12 protein-coding genes are annotated in these 14,745 nt (G+C 61.3%); 5 read left to right on the top strand and 7 right to left on the bottom strand.

All coding sequences use genetic code 11. The annotated features are described in order from the left end of the window. The first annotated feature begins 197 nt into the window (after positions 1-197). Positions 198-689 carry an RNA pyrophosphohydrolase gene (locus IE111_RS10795; protein ID WP_189608573.1) on the top strand — a complete coding sequence of 164 codons (492 nt, stop codon included), beginning with the start codon at positions 198-200 and terminating at the stop codon, positions 687-689. A 1-nt stretch (position 690) separates the two neighbouring features. Next, entirely contained in the window at positions 691-2,961 is a 2,271-nt protein-coding gene (gene ptsP / locus IE111_RS10790) for a phosphoenolpyruvate--protein phosphotransferase (protein ID WP_189608572.1), read from the top strand. A 385-nt stretch (positions 2,962-3,346) separates the two neighbouring features. Here ptsP and IE111_RS10785 read toward each other — a convergent pair whose 3' ends face one another. From IE111_RS10785 to ilvA, 4 genes are all read right to left on the bottom strand, one after another. After that, positions 3,347-5,311 carry an ATP-binding protein gene (locus IE111_RS10785; RefSeq protein WP_189608571.1) on the bottom strand — a complete coding sequence of 655 codons (1,965 nt, stop codon included), beginning with the start codon at positions 5,309-5,311 and terminating at the stop codon, positions 3,347-3,349. Between the two features lie 433 nt (positions 5,312-5,744). Further along, the gene (gene typA, locus IE111_RS10780) at positions 5,745-7,559 is read right to left on the bottom strand and encodes a translational GTPase TypA (RefSeq protein WP_189608570.1); all 1,815 of its coding nucleotides are present in this window, start codon (positions 7,557-7,559) and stop codon (positions 5,745-5,747) included. 98 nt (positions 7,560-7,657) lie between these two features. Beyond that, a complete protein-coding gene (locus IE111_RS10775; protein WP_189608569.1) occupies positions 7,658-8,161 on the bottom strand; it encodes a hypothetical protein in 504 nt (167 codons plus the stop codon). A gap of 72 nt (positions 8,162-8,233) precedes the next feature. Then, positions 8,234-9,766, bottom strand: a complete 1,533-nt coding sequence (ilvA, locus tag IE111_RS10770; protein ID WP_268245026.1) for a threonine ammonia-lyase, biosynthetic — start codon at positions 9,764-9,766, stop codon at positions 8,234-8,236. 347 nt (positions 9,767-10,113) lie between these two features. Between ilvA and rpiA the strand changes: the two genes are divergently transcribed. Then, positions 10,114-10,818 carry a ribose-5-phosphate isomerase RpiA gene (rpiA, locus tag IE111_RS10765; protein ID WP_189608567.1) on the top strand — a complete coding sequence of 235 codons (705 nt, stop codon included), beginning with the start codon at positions 10,114-10,116 and terminating at the stop codon, positions 10,816-10,818. Positions 10,819-10,971: 153 nt separating this feature from the next. On the opposite strand, the gene IE111_RS10760 is transcribed toward rpiA, so the two are convergent. Both IE111_RS10760 and IE111_RS10755 read right to left on the bottom strand, forming a co-directional pair. After that, on the bottom strand, positions 10,972-11,574 hold the full coding sequence (locus IE111_RS10760; RefSeq protein WP_189608566.1) for a hypothetical protein: 603 nt from the start codon (positions 11,572-11,574) through the stop codon (positions 10,972-10,974). 83 nt (positions 11,575-11,657) lie between these two features. Continuing rightward, positions 11,658-12,101 (bottom strand): DUF2147 domain-containing protein, encoded by a 444-nt coding sequence (locus IE111_RS10755; RefSeq protein ID WP_189608565.1) that lies wholly within the window; start codon positions 12,099-12,101, stop codon positions 11,658-11,660. 248 nt (positions 12,102-12,349) lie between these two features. Between IE111_RS10755 and IE111_RS10750 the strand changes: the two genes are divergently transcribed. Together IE111_RS10750 and IE111_RS10745 are read left to right on the top strand one after the other, a co-directional pair. After that, positions 12,350-12,721 (top strand): hypothetical protein, encoded by a 372-nt coding sequence (locus IE111_RS10750; RefSeq protein ID WP_189608564.1) that lies wholly within the window; start codon positions 12,350-12,352, stop codon positions 12,719-12,721. Positions 12,722-13,020: 299 nt separating this feature from the next. Beyond that, positions 13,021-13,872: an alpha/beta fold hydrolase gene (locus tag IE111_RS10745; RefSeq protein WP_189608563.1), complete on the top strand. Its 852-nt coding sequence runs from the start codon at positions 13,021-13,023 to the stop codon at positions 13,870-13,872. A gap of 35 nt (positions 13,873-13,907) precedes the next feature. On the opposite strand, the gene IE111_RS10740 is transcribed toward IE111_RS10745, so the two are convergent. Next, a complete protein-coding gene (locus IE111_RS10740; protein ID WP_189608562.1) occupies positions 13,908-14,744 on the bottom strand; it encodes a hypothetical protein in 837 nt (278 codons plus the stop codon). Between the last annotated feature and the right edge of the window lies 1 nt (position 14,745).

The following is a 14,745-nucleotide window of genomic DNA, read 5'->3' as shown; positions in this document are numbered from 1 at the left end:
GGGCACGGGTTAGTAGCACTCAGTCGGCCCAAGGGTTTTACCCTGGCACGACACTCAAATGTGACCTGTTTGGTGTTTTGCGGTGGTTGTGGAACAATGCGGGAAGAGGTTTGAGCGTGCCGGGGGTGGGGTATTGGCCCGGAACCGGCACGGTTGAGGGCTTCCTTGGGTTTGAGAGACGAACAGCGCAGGCGACGATGATCGATTCCGACGGTTTTCGCCCCAATGTGGGCATCATATTGACCAACGGCCGGGGCCAGGTGCTCTGGGCACGCCGTATTGGTCAAGATGCCTGGCAGTTTCCCCAGGGGGGTATCCGGTCCCAGGAAACCCCGTTGGATGCCCTGTATCGCGAACTGCGTGAAGAAGTCGGATTGCGCCCCGACAACGTCGAAATCATGGCCTGCACCCGGGGCTGGCTCAAGTATCGCCTGCCCAAGCGCATGATTCGCTACAACGCCATGCCGATCTGCGTCGGCCAGAAGCAGAAATGGTTCCTGCTGCGGATGCTCGGCGACGACAGCTCGGTGATGCTCAACGAAAGCGACGACCCCGAATTTGACGGCTGGGAATGGGTATCCTATTGGTATCCTCTGGCCAAGGTCGTTTCCTTCAAGCGGGACGTTTACCGTCAGGCATTGGCCGAACTGGCCCCGCGCGTTCAACGGGAGCAAAGGGTACGTGGCTGATATGTTGCATCTCCTCCGCAATGTTGTGGAGGAAGTAAACAGCACCAGAGACTTGCAAACGTCGCTGCGTACCGTCGTCGGGCGCATCCGCGAGGGTATGGACGTGCAGGTCTGCTCCGTCTTCCTGTGGGACCCGCACGTCAACCGGTATGTCCTGATGGCGACCGACGGCCTGAGTCCGGACGCTATCGGCAAAGTCACCCTGACCCAGAACCAGGGCCTGGTGGCATTGGTCGGCAAACGTGAGGAACCGCTCAATCTCAGCGATGCCACCCAACACCCGAATTTCTTTCCCGTCGCCGGTCTCGGCGAGGAACCCTACAAGGGCATGCTGGGCGTGCCGATTATTCACCACCGCAAACTGTTGGGCGTGCTGACCATCCAGAAGACGGATGCCGGACGCTTCGGCGATGCCGAGGAAGCGGTGATGGTGACCATCTCGGCACAGTTGGCCGGGGTGCTGGCGCATGCCGAGGCGACCGGAGCCTTGTCTGGTCTTAACCTGCTCGGCGGTGAGCAACAGGATGTCCGCTTCAACGGGGTCGCCGGTGCCCAGGGCGTGGCCATCGGCCAGGCGCATGTGCTTTTGCCGCCGGCGGATCTGGATGCCGTTCCCGTCCGCCGCACCGATGACATCGAGGCCGAGGTCAAGCTGTTCCACGATGCCCTCGCCAGCGTGCGCTCCGATTTGCGGGCCACCAGCGACCGCCTGAAAAACGAATTGCGCCCGGAAGAACTTGCGCTGTTCAATGTCTACGTCGGCATATTGGAAGACGCGGCGCTGGGCGATGCGGTCATCGAACGCGTCCGTAAGGGTGAATGGGCGCAGAGCGCACTGGCCGAGGTCATGCGCGGCTATATCGACCACTTCGACAGCATGGACGATGCCTACCTGCGCGAACGGGCCTCGGACATGCGCGACCTGGGTCGTCGTGTGCTGTCCTACCTGCAGGAGTCCGTCCCCGAGACGGTTCTGCCCGAAAACGCGATTCTGGTCGGCGAGGAGATCTCTCCCACGGTGTTCGGCGAAATGGCCGACGGCAAGATCGCCGGCATCGTCTGTACCCAGGGCTCGGCCAACTCACACGTCGCCATTCTGGCCCGGGCGCTCGATATCCCCACCGTCATGGGGGTGCAGGAACTGCCCTGGCAGGCACTGCAGGGCGAGGAACTGGTGGTCGACGGTTACCGGGGCCATCTCTATTACCGCCTGTCCCAGGAAAAGCGTCGCTACTTCGAGAACATTGTCGAAGAGGAAGCCGAACGCGAAGCCGGGCTGGAAGCGCTGAAAGACGTGCCCAGCGAAACCCAGGATGGCGTGAACATCAGCCTTCTGGTCAATACCGGCCTGCAGACCGACGTCATTCGCTCCCAGGACCGAGGCGCCGACGGCGTCGGCCTGTTCCGCACCGAAGTGCCCTTCATGCTGCGCGAACGGTTTCCCTCGGAAGAGGAACAGGCCCTGATCTATCGCGCCCAACTGCAAGCGTTCTCGCCGCTGCCGGTCACCATGCGCACCCTTGACGTTGGCGGCGACAAAAGCCTGGCCTACTTCCCCATCGTCGAAGACAACCCCTTTCTCGGCTGGCGCGGCCTGCGGGTCATGCTCGACCACCCCGAACTGTTCATGGTCCAGATCCGCGCCATGCTGCGCGCCAGCGTCAACCTCAACAACCTCAAGATCATGCTGCCCATGGTCACCAGCGTCAGCGAAGTGGAAGAATCCCTCGCGCTGATCCACCGGGCCGTCATGGAACTCAACGAAGAAGGCGTCAACGCCCAGGTGCCCCACATCGGCGTCATGGTCGAAGTGCCCTCCGCCGTCTACCTGGTGCGCGAGTTCGCCAGCCAGGTCGACTTCATCTCCGTCGGCAGCAACGACCTGACCCAATACCTCCTCGCCGTCGACCGCAACAACCCCCGCGTCGCCGGCATCTACGACGCCATGCACCCCGCCGTACTCAAGGCGCTGAAAATGGTCGTCGACGCCGGCAACGAAGCCAACGTACCGGTCAGTCTCTGTGGCGAACTCGCCGGCGACCCGCTGGGCGCCGTGACCCTGGTTGGCCTCGGCTATCGTCAATTGTCGATGAGCAGCTCCAACCTGTTGCGGGTCAAGGCCGTACTGCGGCAGATCGACAGCGGATGGGCACAGACCGTGGCCTCCGGGTTACTGCATCTGGACAACCCCCGGGTGGTCCGGTCGACGCTGCGCCTGGCGTTGCGCAAGGCCGGGGTGCCGATGGCGGATTTGGGGATGTTGCCGTCTTGATGGGTGGGTTTCGTGGCTGGGTTCGCCCCTGAGGCGGGGGTAGCCCTCCCTGGGGCCGCGCGGTGTGCCGCCCACTCAACCCGTCCATGGGGGCTTGACGGCAGCACCGAAGCGTCGGACCGCCCTGCTGCCCACATCCCCTGGGAGGGCAACCCCCGCCTCAGGGGCTTGTTGCCGTGCCCACCCTACGAAACTACCGAAGTATCGGCCGAATCAATCGATGAACCACATGCGTAAGTGCAGGGGGCGGGGTATGCCCGTGCGGGGATGTGTGAGGCATGGATGCCGAGGTCAAGCCCCCAGGGATGGGTTGAGTGGGCGGCATACCGCGCGACCCCGCACGGGCATACCCCGCCCCCTGTACGGACGATTGGCACATGGCATTCTACTCGTCGGTAGGAAGCCAGCGGGCGAGCATGGCGTGGAGGGCCTGGGAGCGTAGCGGTTTGGTCAGGTAGCCGTCCATTCCCGCTTGGAACGCCCGCTGCTGATGATCCGTCATGGCATGAGCGCTGAGACCGATGATCGGCAACCGACTCAGGCGCGGATCATCCAGCGCCCGAATCGCACGGGTCGCCTCGTAACCGTCCATCACCGGCATCTCACAATCCATCAGGACCAGATCCACATCCGTATCCTTCAGACGATCCAGGGCCTCCTGGCCGTTTTCAGCGACCGTCACCGCCATCCCCATCCGCTGCAACAACCCCTGCGCCACTTTCTGATTGACCGGATTATCCTCCACCAGAAGTAACCGCGCCGCCGGCAGAGCCATCTCCTGCTCAGCCGAGCGCCGGGAGTCCTGACTCGCCCGGCGATGTTCCAGCGCCTGTGGCGAAAGCTCCGGCAGCGGCAGGTCGAACCAGAAGGTCGCGCCCTGATCCGGCTCACTGTCGACACCGATGTCACCGTCCATCAACGCCACCAGACGCTTGCAAATGGCCAGTCCCAGACCGGTCCCGCCGAATTGCCGGTTGATCGCCGAATTCGCCTGGAAAAACGCATCGAACAGAGACGTCTGCTTGTCGCGTGCGATACCGATACCGCTGTCCTTCACCTCGAAGTGTAATCCCGGGCTGGTTTTGGCCGGTCGAACCCGCACCTCGATGCGTCCCTCGCGGGTGAACTTCAGGGCGTTACTGAGCAGGTTGAGCAGAATCTGGCGGATGCGCGTCGGGTCGCCCCGGACCCAGGTCGGCGTGTCCGGATGGATTTCACGGGTGACCTGCAGCGCCTTCTCCGCCGCCGGCTTGATGAACAGCGCCAGCGTCTCGTCGATCAACTCGGTCAGATTGAACTCGATCGTCTCCAGCTCCAGCTTGCCGGCCTCGATTTTCGACAGGTCCAGAATGTCGTTGATGATCGTCGTCAGTGTCTGGCCCGAGTTCAGGATGGTGGTCAGGTATTCGCGCTGGCGTTCGTCCAGATCGGTTTCCTGCATCAACTCGGCCATACCGATGATGCCGTTCATGGGGGTGCGGATTTCGTGGCTCATGTTGGCCAGAAACTCGTTTTTGTGGGCGTTGCTGACCTGCAACTCGGCCAGAGTCCGCTCCAGTTCACGGGTGCGGGTGTGGATCTGTTGCTCCAGGTTGTACTGGTGCTGCTTGATGCGGCTGGATTTGTCGGCTAACTGAATCTGCAGTCGATTCAGCGTCTCGGCCAGGGCGGCGATCTCATCCCCTTCCCGGGTCAGCCACTCCGGCAGCAGGCGTGCGCGGAAGACATCGTCCTCCGGTTCGATGGTGGCGATGAGTCGCTGCATCAGGGTCAGCCGGCGCGCCACCAGCCGTTGCACGGCCAGAGCCGTGACCGCGACCAACAGGGTGCAGACCAGCAGGGCGCTCAGTGCGGTGAAAATCAGATTGAGGCTGCTTTCGCCGAGAATCAGGCCGACGTTCGACCAGGCCTGAACCCGGCCGACGGGGTAGACCACGCCGTTCGCCTCGAATTCGACATCCATCGAGAACCGCAACCGCTTGTTCAGCAGGCGCCCGGTGCTGCGCACTTCGATGTCCGGGTAACCTTCCAGTTCGAACCGGCGACTGGTGTCCGGCCAGGGTTCGGGTTCGCCCCGGCGTTCATTCAGATCGGCATCGTCGGACTCGATGAAGACGGCGGTGATCAGCGGGTGGTCGTTGAGCAGATCGGCGGAGGCATCGAGCTGAACCGGGTCGAAACTCCACAGGGCGTTGGCCAGCACATCCCGGGTTCCGAGCAGGGTAAAGGCGATCTGGCGGGCGCCGGATTCTTCTTCCAGCGAATATTCCAGGCTCAATTGTATGCCCGTGGTGATCACGACAAGAGCCGTGAACAGGCCGGCGATCCATACCAGAAGGCGACGCGACAACGATTGGTCGTGCGGCTGGGGACTCAATGAAGAGAGAGGCACTGACGCTCAATCCGCTAAGCTGTAGCGTCAGTGTAGACTAGTTTTCAAGTGACGGGTAAAGGGTGTCCGCTCTGTGAATATTCGTAGCAGAGTAGGTCGGATCGGTACGTCTGGTCCGGCACTCCAGCTTTGGTAGGCCGAAGGCCGTAATTCAACGAAGGTGGTTTTGATACTATCAACGCCGTTAGCATGACGTTGGATTACGCCTGACGGCTAATCCAACCTACGACCGCGGAGGGCTAGCGCGGGATGCCGGGTTGACCTATTCGGGGATGTGGGCCGCCAGGACGGCGGCCGTCAAGCCCCCATGGATGGGTTCACGGCGAGCAATGTGTCGCACCACCCGAATGGGTCTACCCGGTAGTCGGTGCGGGTTAAGGCACCAAAGCGGTTACTTACCGCGGCTGGCGCGCTTGCGTTCGTTCTCGGTCAGCAATTTCTTGCGCAGGCGGATCGATTCCGGCGTTACCTCGACCAGTTCGTCGTCCTCGATGAACTCCAGCGCCTGTTCCAGCGTGTGGCGCACCGGCGGGCTCAGGGTCAGGGCTTCGTCGGTGCCGGAGGCGCGGACGTTGGTCAACTGCTTGCCCTTGGTCGGGTTGACCACCAGGTCGTTGGCGCGGGCGTGGATGCCGATGATCTGGCCTTCGTAGATGTCCTCGCCGTGACCGAGAAACAAACGTCCCCGATCCTGCAGCTGGAACAGGCTGTAGGACAGGGTCTTGCCCTTGGCCATGGTAACCAGCACGCCGTTCTGCCGGCCGGCCATGTCGCCGCCTTTGACCGGGCCGTAATGGTCGAAAATGCTGGTCATGATGCCGGAGCCGGAGGTCAGCGTCAGGAACTGGCCACGGAAACCGATCAGGCCGCGCGAGGGCACCATGAATTCCAGCTTCATCCGGCCCTTGCCGTCGTTCTCCATGTTGGTCATTTCAGCCTTGCGCAGGCCGAGTTCTTCCATCACGCCGCCCTGGTGCTGTTCCTCGATGTCGATCACGACATGCTCGTAGGGCTCCTGGATCTCGCCGTCGATCTCGCGCTGGATCACTTCCGGGCGGGATACGGCCAGTTCGAAACCTTCGCGGCGCATGTTCTCGATCAGAACCGACAGGTGCAGTTCGCCGCGGCCCGAGACCTTGAACTTGTCCGCGGTCTCGCCCGGTTCGACGCGCAGCGCCACGTTGTGGATCAGTTCCTGTTCCAGGCGATCCTTGATGTTGCGCGACGTAATGTACTTGCCTTCTTTACCCGCGAACGGCGAGTCGTTGACCTGGAAGGTCATGCTGACCGTGGGTTCATCGACGGTCAGTGCCGGCAGGGCTTCCGGTGTGTTCGGATCGCACAGCGTATCCGAGATGTTCAGGCCTTCGATGCCGGTGATGCAGACAATGTCGCCGGCTTCGGCTTCCGGCACTTCGACCCGGTCCAGGCCGTGGTAGCCCATCACCTGCAGTACACGACCGCGCTTCTTGCTGCCGTCGCGGCCGACAACCACAACCTGTTCGTTGGAACGCAACTTGCCGCGCTTGATGCGGCCGACCCCGATGACCCCAACGTAGCTGTTGTAGTCCAGCGCCGAGATCTGCATCTGCAGCGGGCCGTCACGTTCAACGTTGGGGGCTTTCACCTGGTTGGTGATCATCTCGAACAAGGGCGTCATGTCGTCCGCCATGGCTTCCGGATCGTCACCGGCGATACCGTTCAGGGCCGATGCGTAGATGATCGGGAAGTCGAGCTGCTCGTCGGTGGCACCGAGACGGTCGAACAGGTCGAACACCTGGTCCATGACCCAGTCCGGGCGGGCACCGGGGCGGTCGATCTTGTTGATCACCAGAATAGGGTTGAGACCTTTCTCGAACGCCTTGCTGGTCACGAAACGGGTCTGCGGCATGGGGCCGTCGACGGCGTCGACCAGCAGCAGCACCGAGTCGACCATGGACAGGACGCGTTCGACCTCGCCGCCGAAATCGGCGTGTCCGGGGGTGTCGACGATGTTGATGCGGTAGTCCTGCCACTTGATGGCGGTGTTTTTGGCCAGAATGGTAATACCGCGCTCACGTTCCTGGTCGTTGGAGTCCATGATGCGCTCGGCGCCCTGTTCCTTGCGGCCAAGGGTGCCGGATTGTTGCAGCAACTTGTCCACCAGGGTGGTTTTACCGTGGTCAACGTGGGCAATGATGGCGATATTACGCAGATTCTCGATCACAACTTAGCGGTCCGGGGGAAATGAGGGGGCGCATTATAACCATTACCGTTGAATAAAAAAGGACCAACCCCGAGAACACCGCTGACAGTGACCTTTCTTTACGGATACAACTGGACGATTCCGCTGTCTCCCTTCATGTCCGCGACGATCCAGATCTGCTCGAACGGGTGGCCACCCGGTACCTCGATGCGGTGTTGCAGGGCTTCGATGTCGTCCTTGGTCCAGAGCGAGTTGGCGTTGCGGATGACCAGCCAGACGCGGTCGCTCTTGTAGGTCTTCTGAGCCTTGGCGGCGAGGATGCGGTTCAGGGCGTTGAGCAGCCGGTCGTCCTGGCGGTCGTGGTCCATCAACGCCAGTTCTTCCCGGGTCTTCGCCGAGAGGTCACGGCCGAGAATGGCCATGGCTTCGGGTTCAGTGCCATAGAGGTGGGCGATCTCCAGATCCAGGCGTTCGCCGTCGAGAAAGCAGGAGACGTCCGGCTTGGTGGGCCGGTTGTGCCAGATGTGACGGATGGGCACGCCGGTATTGCGCTCCCAGTGGCGCATGAAGAGGCGGGCGGCTTCGTGTTCGAGTTCGATTTTTTCCTGTTCGGCCGGGGTCATGGGCGGTGGCTACAGCTCGCATTCCCGTCCAAGTATAGGCCGCCTCGCGGCGGCCCGCCTGTGACGGTGTCGTCAGGCCAGAAAAACGCTGTAAACCGGATTGTCGGATTCGTCCCAGTAGGGGTAGCCGAGTTTGTCCAGTTTTTCGCGGAATTCCTTCACCTCCTCGTCCGGCACCTGGATGCCGGCCAGGACCCGGCCGTACGCCGCACCGTGGTTGCGGTAGTGGAACAGCGAGATGTTCCAGTGGCCGCCCAGGGTGTTCAGGAACTTGCCCAGTGCGCCCGGCCGTTCCGGAAATTCGAACCGGTACAGGCGCTCGTGCGGGATTTCCGGGGCATGACCGCCGACCATGTGGCGTACATGGGACTTGGCCACTTCGTTCTCGGTCAAATCCAGTACCGGGTGACCGGCTTCGCGCAGCGCTTCGACCAATTCGTGGCGTTCGTCGTCGCTGGCGATTTTCACGCCGACGAAGATTTTGGCCTCCTGATGGTCGTTGTAGCGGTAGTTGAACTCGGTGATCGCACGTTTGCCGATGATGGACACGAACTTCTTGAACGACCCCGGTTTCTCCGGAATGGTGACCGACAGGACGGCTTCACGGTGTTCGCCCACTTCGGCCCGCTCGGCGATGTAGCGCAGCCGGTCGAAGTTGGTGTTGGCACCGGAGGAGACGGTGACCAGCGTCTGGCCGGTGCAGCCTTCGCGTTCCACGTACTTTTTCATGCCGGCGACGCTGACGGCGCCGGCCGGTTCGGTGATCGAGCGGGTGTCGTCGAAGATGTCCTTGACCGCAGCGCAGATCTCGTCCGAGGTGACGGTGATGACTTCGTCGACGTGGTCCTTGCAGATTTTCCAGGGCTCCTGGCCGATCTGGGCGACGGCGATGCCGTCGGCGAAGATGCCGACCTGGCTGAGTGTGACCCGTTTGCGCGCCTTGAGCGCGGCGGCCAGGCAGGCACTTTCTTCGAATTCGACGCCGATGACTTTGATTTGCGGCTGCAGGTATTTGATGTAGGCGGCCATGCCGCTGATCAGGCCGCCACCGCCGACGGGAACGAATACGGCGTCGATCGGTGCGCCCCGGTGCTGGTGCAGCAGTTCGCGGGCGACGGTGCCTTGCCCGGCAAGGATGTCGATGTCGTCATAGGGGTGGATGAAGGTGAGACCTTTTTCTTCCTCGAGCTTTTTGGCGTAGGCGAGGGCATCGTCGAAGGCGTCACCGTGTAACACGGCTTTGCCGCCCCGGGCACGGACGTTGGCGACCTTGATGTCCGGGGTGGTTTTGGGCATGACGATGGTGGTTTTGACACCCATCAGTCGACCGGCTTCGGCCAGACCCTGAGCGTGATTGCCGGCGGAGGCGCAGATGACGCCCTTGGCGAGTTGTTCCTCGTTAAGGGTGGTCATTTTGTTGTAGGCGCCACGCAACTTGAACGAGAAGACCGGTTGCAGGTCTTCGCGCTTGATCAGAATAATGTTGTTCATCCGGCGGCTGAGGAAGGCGGCTTTTTCAAGCGGCGTTTCGATGGCCGCTTCGTAGACTTTGGCGTTCAATATCTTTTTGACGGTTTTTTCCAGCATGGGAGAGTCCGCAGTCATTGGATGAATGTTGAGTTGGGTGGTTGCCAGGAACCCGCGCCGGCTACCAGGGATGCTTATTCGGGGTCGCCGTGAACCCATCCATGGGGGCTTGGCTTCGGCATCCATGCCTCAGACATCCCCGAATAAGCATCCCTGGCATCCGTCGCTAGTTTTGGTAGCTATCACCGCACACCGCCTGTTTAGCGGGAACCGCTTAGTGTACGGTTTTTCCGGAGACCCGGAAACGAGGCAGTACGGCAGAATGCGGCATACTGTTTTGCAGGATCGCCAGTATGGCTGGGGGACCGTAGGCAGGGCGAGCTGAGTGGTTATAATGCGAACCAGACTTTGACAGGACGGTTGCAATGACTCAAGACGAACTGAAGCAGGCGGTGGCCGATGCGGCGCTGGCCTTTATCAAGCCGGATTTGAAGCCGGAGGTGATTATTGGCGTGGGCACGGGCTCCACGGCGAATCTGTTCATCGATGCGCTGGCGAAGGAGAAGGATGATTTTCGCGGAGCGGTGGCGAGCAGTGAGGCAAGTGCCGAGCGGTTGCGCGGCCATGGCATCGAGGTGTTCGACTTGAACGATGTGGATTCGCTGGCGGTGTATGTCGATGGCGCCGATGAGGCGAACCGGAAGCTGCATTTGATCAAGGGCGGCGGTGCGGCCCTGACCCGGGAGAAGATCGTGGCCTCTGTGGCGAAGACGTTTGTCTGCATCGCGGATGAATCGAAGGCGGTTCAGACGCTGGGCGCGTTTCCGTTGCCGGTGGAGGTGATTCCGATGGCGCGCAGCGCGGTGGCCCGCAAGCTGGTGAAACTGGGTGGGAATCCGGTGTACCGCGAGGGGGTGGTGACCGACAACGGCAATCAGATTCTGGATGTCTTCGAGTTGAACATCAAGGATGCGGAGGCGATGGAAACCGAGATCAACAACATCCCGGGTGTGGTGACCAACGGCCTGTTCGCGCATCGTCCGGCGGATGTTCTGTTGTTGGGCACGTCCGAAGGTGTGAAGAAGCTGACCGTCATCAACACGATGGCCGAGGACGGCGAGTTTTATTGAATCGCGGCTGAGTCGGGTGTCGGATTACGACCGCAAGCGGTCTAATCCGACCTACACTCGGCCTCTTCGTAGGTTGGATCGGTACGTCTGGTCCGGCACTCCGGCTTCGGTAGCGCCGAAGGCGCGTAATCCAACACTGACCAACCACTCAGTTCACCCCAAACTCAAAACCACCGCCCAAACCGCCAACACCAATAACACACTCCCCAACCAGCGCCCGACCCGCCGTTGCGCCGCTTCCAGCTGAATAAACCGTTGTCCCAACCCGCTTTCCCCGCCGGCGACGACTACGAAGGCGTCCACCAGCACCCAGACCAGGGCACCGGTGAGCAAGACCACGGGCCGGACTTCCGACATCCAGGCGATCATCAGCGCCAGTTGGGTGAAGGCGGACAGCCAGAGCGGGATCGAGAGCCAGGAGGCGAGGGTGACGCTGACGAAGCCGATGGGGCGCAGGGGATGCAATGGGTCGGCGATGAAGGTGCGCATCCAGAACAGCATCCAGAGGGTGGCGGCGGTGAGGGCGCCGGTGAAGACGATCAGCGGCAGACCGAGCGGGCCGCTGTGGGCCCAGTGCCAGATGCCGAGGGCCAGCAGTGTTGCGATCGGGGTTGTGCCGAACAGGCGCCAGCCGAGCAGGCGGCCGGCGGAGTGGTGTTCGCTGCGGGCGGCGCGCATCAGTTCGAAGCGCAGGGCGTCGGGTGGCAGGATCAACAGCAGGGCCAGCGGGCCGGCCAGCAAGAGCATCTTGAACATGGGAGTCGCACTGACGTGTGAAAACGGGCGACCAGCTTACTGCCTGGGTCGCCCGTTCGAAAGAGCGGTGTACGGTTCTGGGCTTACTCGACGCGTTCCCAAACCTGGGTGCGGCCGATCAGGGCGAAGCCGAGGTAGCCGCGTACTTCGAGTTTGGCGCCGTTGTCGATGACTTTGACTTTGGCGCTGTATTCCTTGCCGTTGGCCGGGTCGAGGATCTTGCCGTCTTTCCATTCATCGCCGTCCTGCTCAAGGCCCCAGAGGAAGGTCATGCCTTCGATGGGCTTGTCCTTGCGCATGCCCTTGCACTCGGTGCATTTGGGGTTGGGCTCGGACGGGTTCAGCAGTTCGATGATCTGGCCTTTGAGTTCGCCGCCATCGTTCCAGACGCGGACGATGCTCTTGGCTTCGCCGGTATCGTCGTCGATGGTGCGCCAGCGGCCTTCGGCGGACATGGATTCAGCGAAAGCGATGCTGGTCGCGAGGCTCAGTACGAAGGCGGTCATCAGTGCGGTAAAGGTTTTCATTGTTGTTGTGGCTCCTTGTTGCGTTGTTGGCAACATATCAAAAACGTCGGGTGACTCAAGCCTGGCGAGTCGGTTATTGCCGTTCGCTCACCAAAGGGTATCGAGGCGATGGTCCTGAGACTATACCGGCAAAGATGAACCGGGGCTGACTTTACAGTCGGCCATGCCCTGCTGTATGTTTATACAGTTATCCGAGGCGGGCCATGTACCCGGCCTTCAAGCCCATATCGCCACTCTGGAGTGTCACAGTGGACTATCAAAGCATAGGTAAAGCATTGGAAAACGCAGGCAAAGAAATCCAGAAGGTCAACAACCGGCTCGATAAGGTCCTGGAAAAGCTGATCGAGTTCGAGGACCTGGACGATCGCAAGCAGACCGCCATCGAGCATATCCAGTCGGATGAGATTTCTGAAGCCCTGAACCTGCTGAAGTCGGTGGAGAAGGACCAGTCCAAGGCGCGGGACCTGAAAACCGAGGAAGCCAGCCTGAGGGAACAGTTGGAAACCCTGCGCGAGCAGGCCGAGCGGATCGCCCGGGGTGAAGCGTCCGAAGAGGAGGACGGCGATGCCGGGGCGTCCGGCGAGGTGACCGAGCTGAAACCGGACAGTTCCGCCGCCTGAGCGGCTTTTATACCGCCTTCGGGGATGGCCCGCCGCCATCCCCGGAAACTCCCCGACCTGTTTGTCCCGTCCTGCTCCGCTGCTCCCCGACCCCTTTCCATTGTTGACCGGACTGCAATAATCCGGCTTCGTTCGGCGTTCGAAACAACTCCCGTCCTTCTTTCGCCACAGGGTGCCGACACCTCCGCTCTATCGGATTAGGCTAGCAAGGATCGTGTTCGAATCTTGATCGATTCGATCGACGAGCTCGCGGCCATACCGGCCGACCTTCGATTCATCGGAACAGAAAGGACCAAGCCATGAAACACTCCAATGCTACTCGTCTGCACCTGAATGACATGGAATACCGCGTCGCGCACTATCCGAACCCCGGAGCCGACCCGGCGATCTTCCTGATCGGTAACCTTCAGGAAATCGAAAGTGTCGAAAACTTCTCGAAAGCGTTCCAGGAGGAAATGGACGTCTACTGCGTGGAACTGCCCGGTTGCGGCCTGACGGCGCCACTGCACGCCTGCTACGGTATGGCCGAACACGCCGATCTGCTGGCCCGGTTAGTGGAGCACCTGCAGTTGACGCACTTTCACCTGCTGGTGTTCTCCTACAGTACGCCCATCGCGCTGGAATACTGTCGCAAGTACCCGGGGCGGGTCATGAGCCTGGCGCTCGGCGGCTCGATGGCCGACATCCCGGGCGAAAAACGGGGGCCGACCCTGAGTCTGGTCAACGAGGTGTTGCACGATCGGACAAAATTCGCCGATTCCTTCATCGGAGGGCTGACCAGCGATCAGTGTACCGGTAAACGGGCTGTCGCCATTCGCCGGGCGGCGCTGCGCAAGTGCCGGCAATACACCGACAGCCAGATCTGGTGCTTCATCGAGAATACGGTGCGGATATGCGCGTACCAGTTCCACCACCCGGAGGAAATCGAGGTGCCGCACGCCTTGTGCTTCACCGGGGCATTGGATGTGTATGTGAAACCGGTCTGGTGTCGGAAACTGGCCGAGTCCATCGGCGCCGAGTTCACGCTGATCGATGGTTGTGACCACTTGTTCCATCTCGAGCAGCCTGAAATCACGGCATCGCTGATGATGCGGCCCTATTTCGCGTCGAAACAGCAAGACAACCTGCCGGCGGCCCGTCTGACCGCCTGATGTCGTGCCTGGCAAGGGATGTAACGGTCAGGGCACTATCCGAACAGCACCTTGAGCGCACGGGACAGCTTCAGGGTGCTGGCTTCCGACAGGCCGCCGAGCAGCGGTCGCAACATGGCATCCCGCTTTTCCTGATACTGCCGTAAGACCCGAAACTGGGGATAGGTCTTCATGCCTTCCAGCATGAAGGAGGTATCTTCCAACTCGAACCCGACTTTCATGCGAGCCGCCACGGCGGCGGAAATCGGCAGGGTGTCCTCCGGGTCGCTGATGCGCTGGTAGCGGTGCACCGACACGCCCAGGGTCTCGGCCATTTCCTCGTCGCTGAAACCGCGTTTCGCCTGAATCCGTTGAAAACCCCAGGCGCAGGACTGGCAATAATCCCGTGAAAAATCGGCGACATCCAGAGGGGCGACGAAATCGCAGCGGCCGGCGATCTTCTGGTGCGCCTTGCGGGCATCGAGAAAATCCGCTTCCAGCGCCGCCTGCTGGTCGGAATCCAGCAGCGCGAACGCCGTCTGGCAGGCGATGTCGAAATGCTGGGTGCCGAGCCCGCTCATCAGCGTCAGCAGACGCAGACTGTCGTCGGTGAGCCCGAGGAACGGCTTCAGCCGCGAACCGAGATAGAAACTGTTCATCGACAAGCCAATATACCAACTGAATGCGGCCAGCACGGCCACGGAGCGGTTATTGGGGTAGTCTTCGTTCAGGTAGTTGCGCCAGGTCGCGTAGCTGATCCCGGTGAACGCCTGCTCGAAGCTGGATCGGGTGATGTTGGCCGCCTGACACAGATAGCGCAGCGACGCGGCCACCTCCCGGTTGATGATCTTTTCCGATTCGCTGAGTCGTTCCTCGACTTTGCTTGGAAACATG

The organism is Saccharospirillum salsuginis (genome assembly GCF_014651855.1).
Taxonomy (GTDB): domain Bacteria; phylum Pseudomonadota; class Gammaproteobacteria; order Pseudomonadales; family Natronospirillaceae; genus Saccharospirillum; species Saccharospirillum salsuginis.
The sequence above is the reverse complement of the archived record's forward strand: the minus strand, read 5'-3'. Positions and strand labels throughout refer to the sequence as shown.

What these genes read in the sequence shown, in the direction of transcription:
- ilvA (WP_268245026.1), bottom strand. Translation starts at nt 9,766, where the DNA reads ATGACTGCGGACTCTCCCATGCTGGAAAAAACCGTCAAAAAGATATTG.
- rpiA (WP_189608567.1), top strand. Translation starts at nt 10,114, where the DNA reads ATGACTCAAGACGAACTGAAGCAGGCGGTGGCCGATGCGGCGCTGGCC.
- IE111_RS10775 (WP_189608569.1), bottom strand. Translation starts at nt 8,161, where the DNA reads ATGACCCCGGCCGAACAGGAAAAAATCGAACTCGAACACGAAGCCGCC.
- ptsP (WP_189608572.1), top strand. Translation starts at nt 691, where the DNA reads ATGTTGCATCTCCTCCGCAATGTTGTGGAGGAAGTAAACAGCACCAGA.
- IE111_RS10745 (WP_189608563.1), top strand. Translation starts at nt 13,021, where the DNA reads ATGAAACACTCCAATGCTACTCGTCTGCACCTGAATGACATGGAATAC.
- IE111_RS10740 (WP_189608562.1), bottom strand. Translation starts at nt 14,744, where the DNA reads ATGTTTCCAAGCAAAGTCGAGGAACGACTCAGCGAATCGGAAAAGATC.
- IE111_RS10760 (WP_189608566.1), bottom strand. Translation starts at nt 11,574, where the DNA reads ATGTTCAAGATGCTCTTGCTGGCCGGCCCGCTGGCCCTGCTGTTGATC.
- IE111_RS10755 (WP_189608565.1), bottom strand. Translation starts at nt 12,101, where the DNA reads ATGAAAACCTTTACCGCACTGATGACCGCCTTCGTACTGAGCCTCGCG.
- IE111_RS10795 (WP_189608573.1), top strand. Translation starts at nt 198, where the DNA reads ATGATCGATTCCGACGGTTTTCGCCCCAATGTGGGCATCATATTGACC.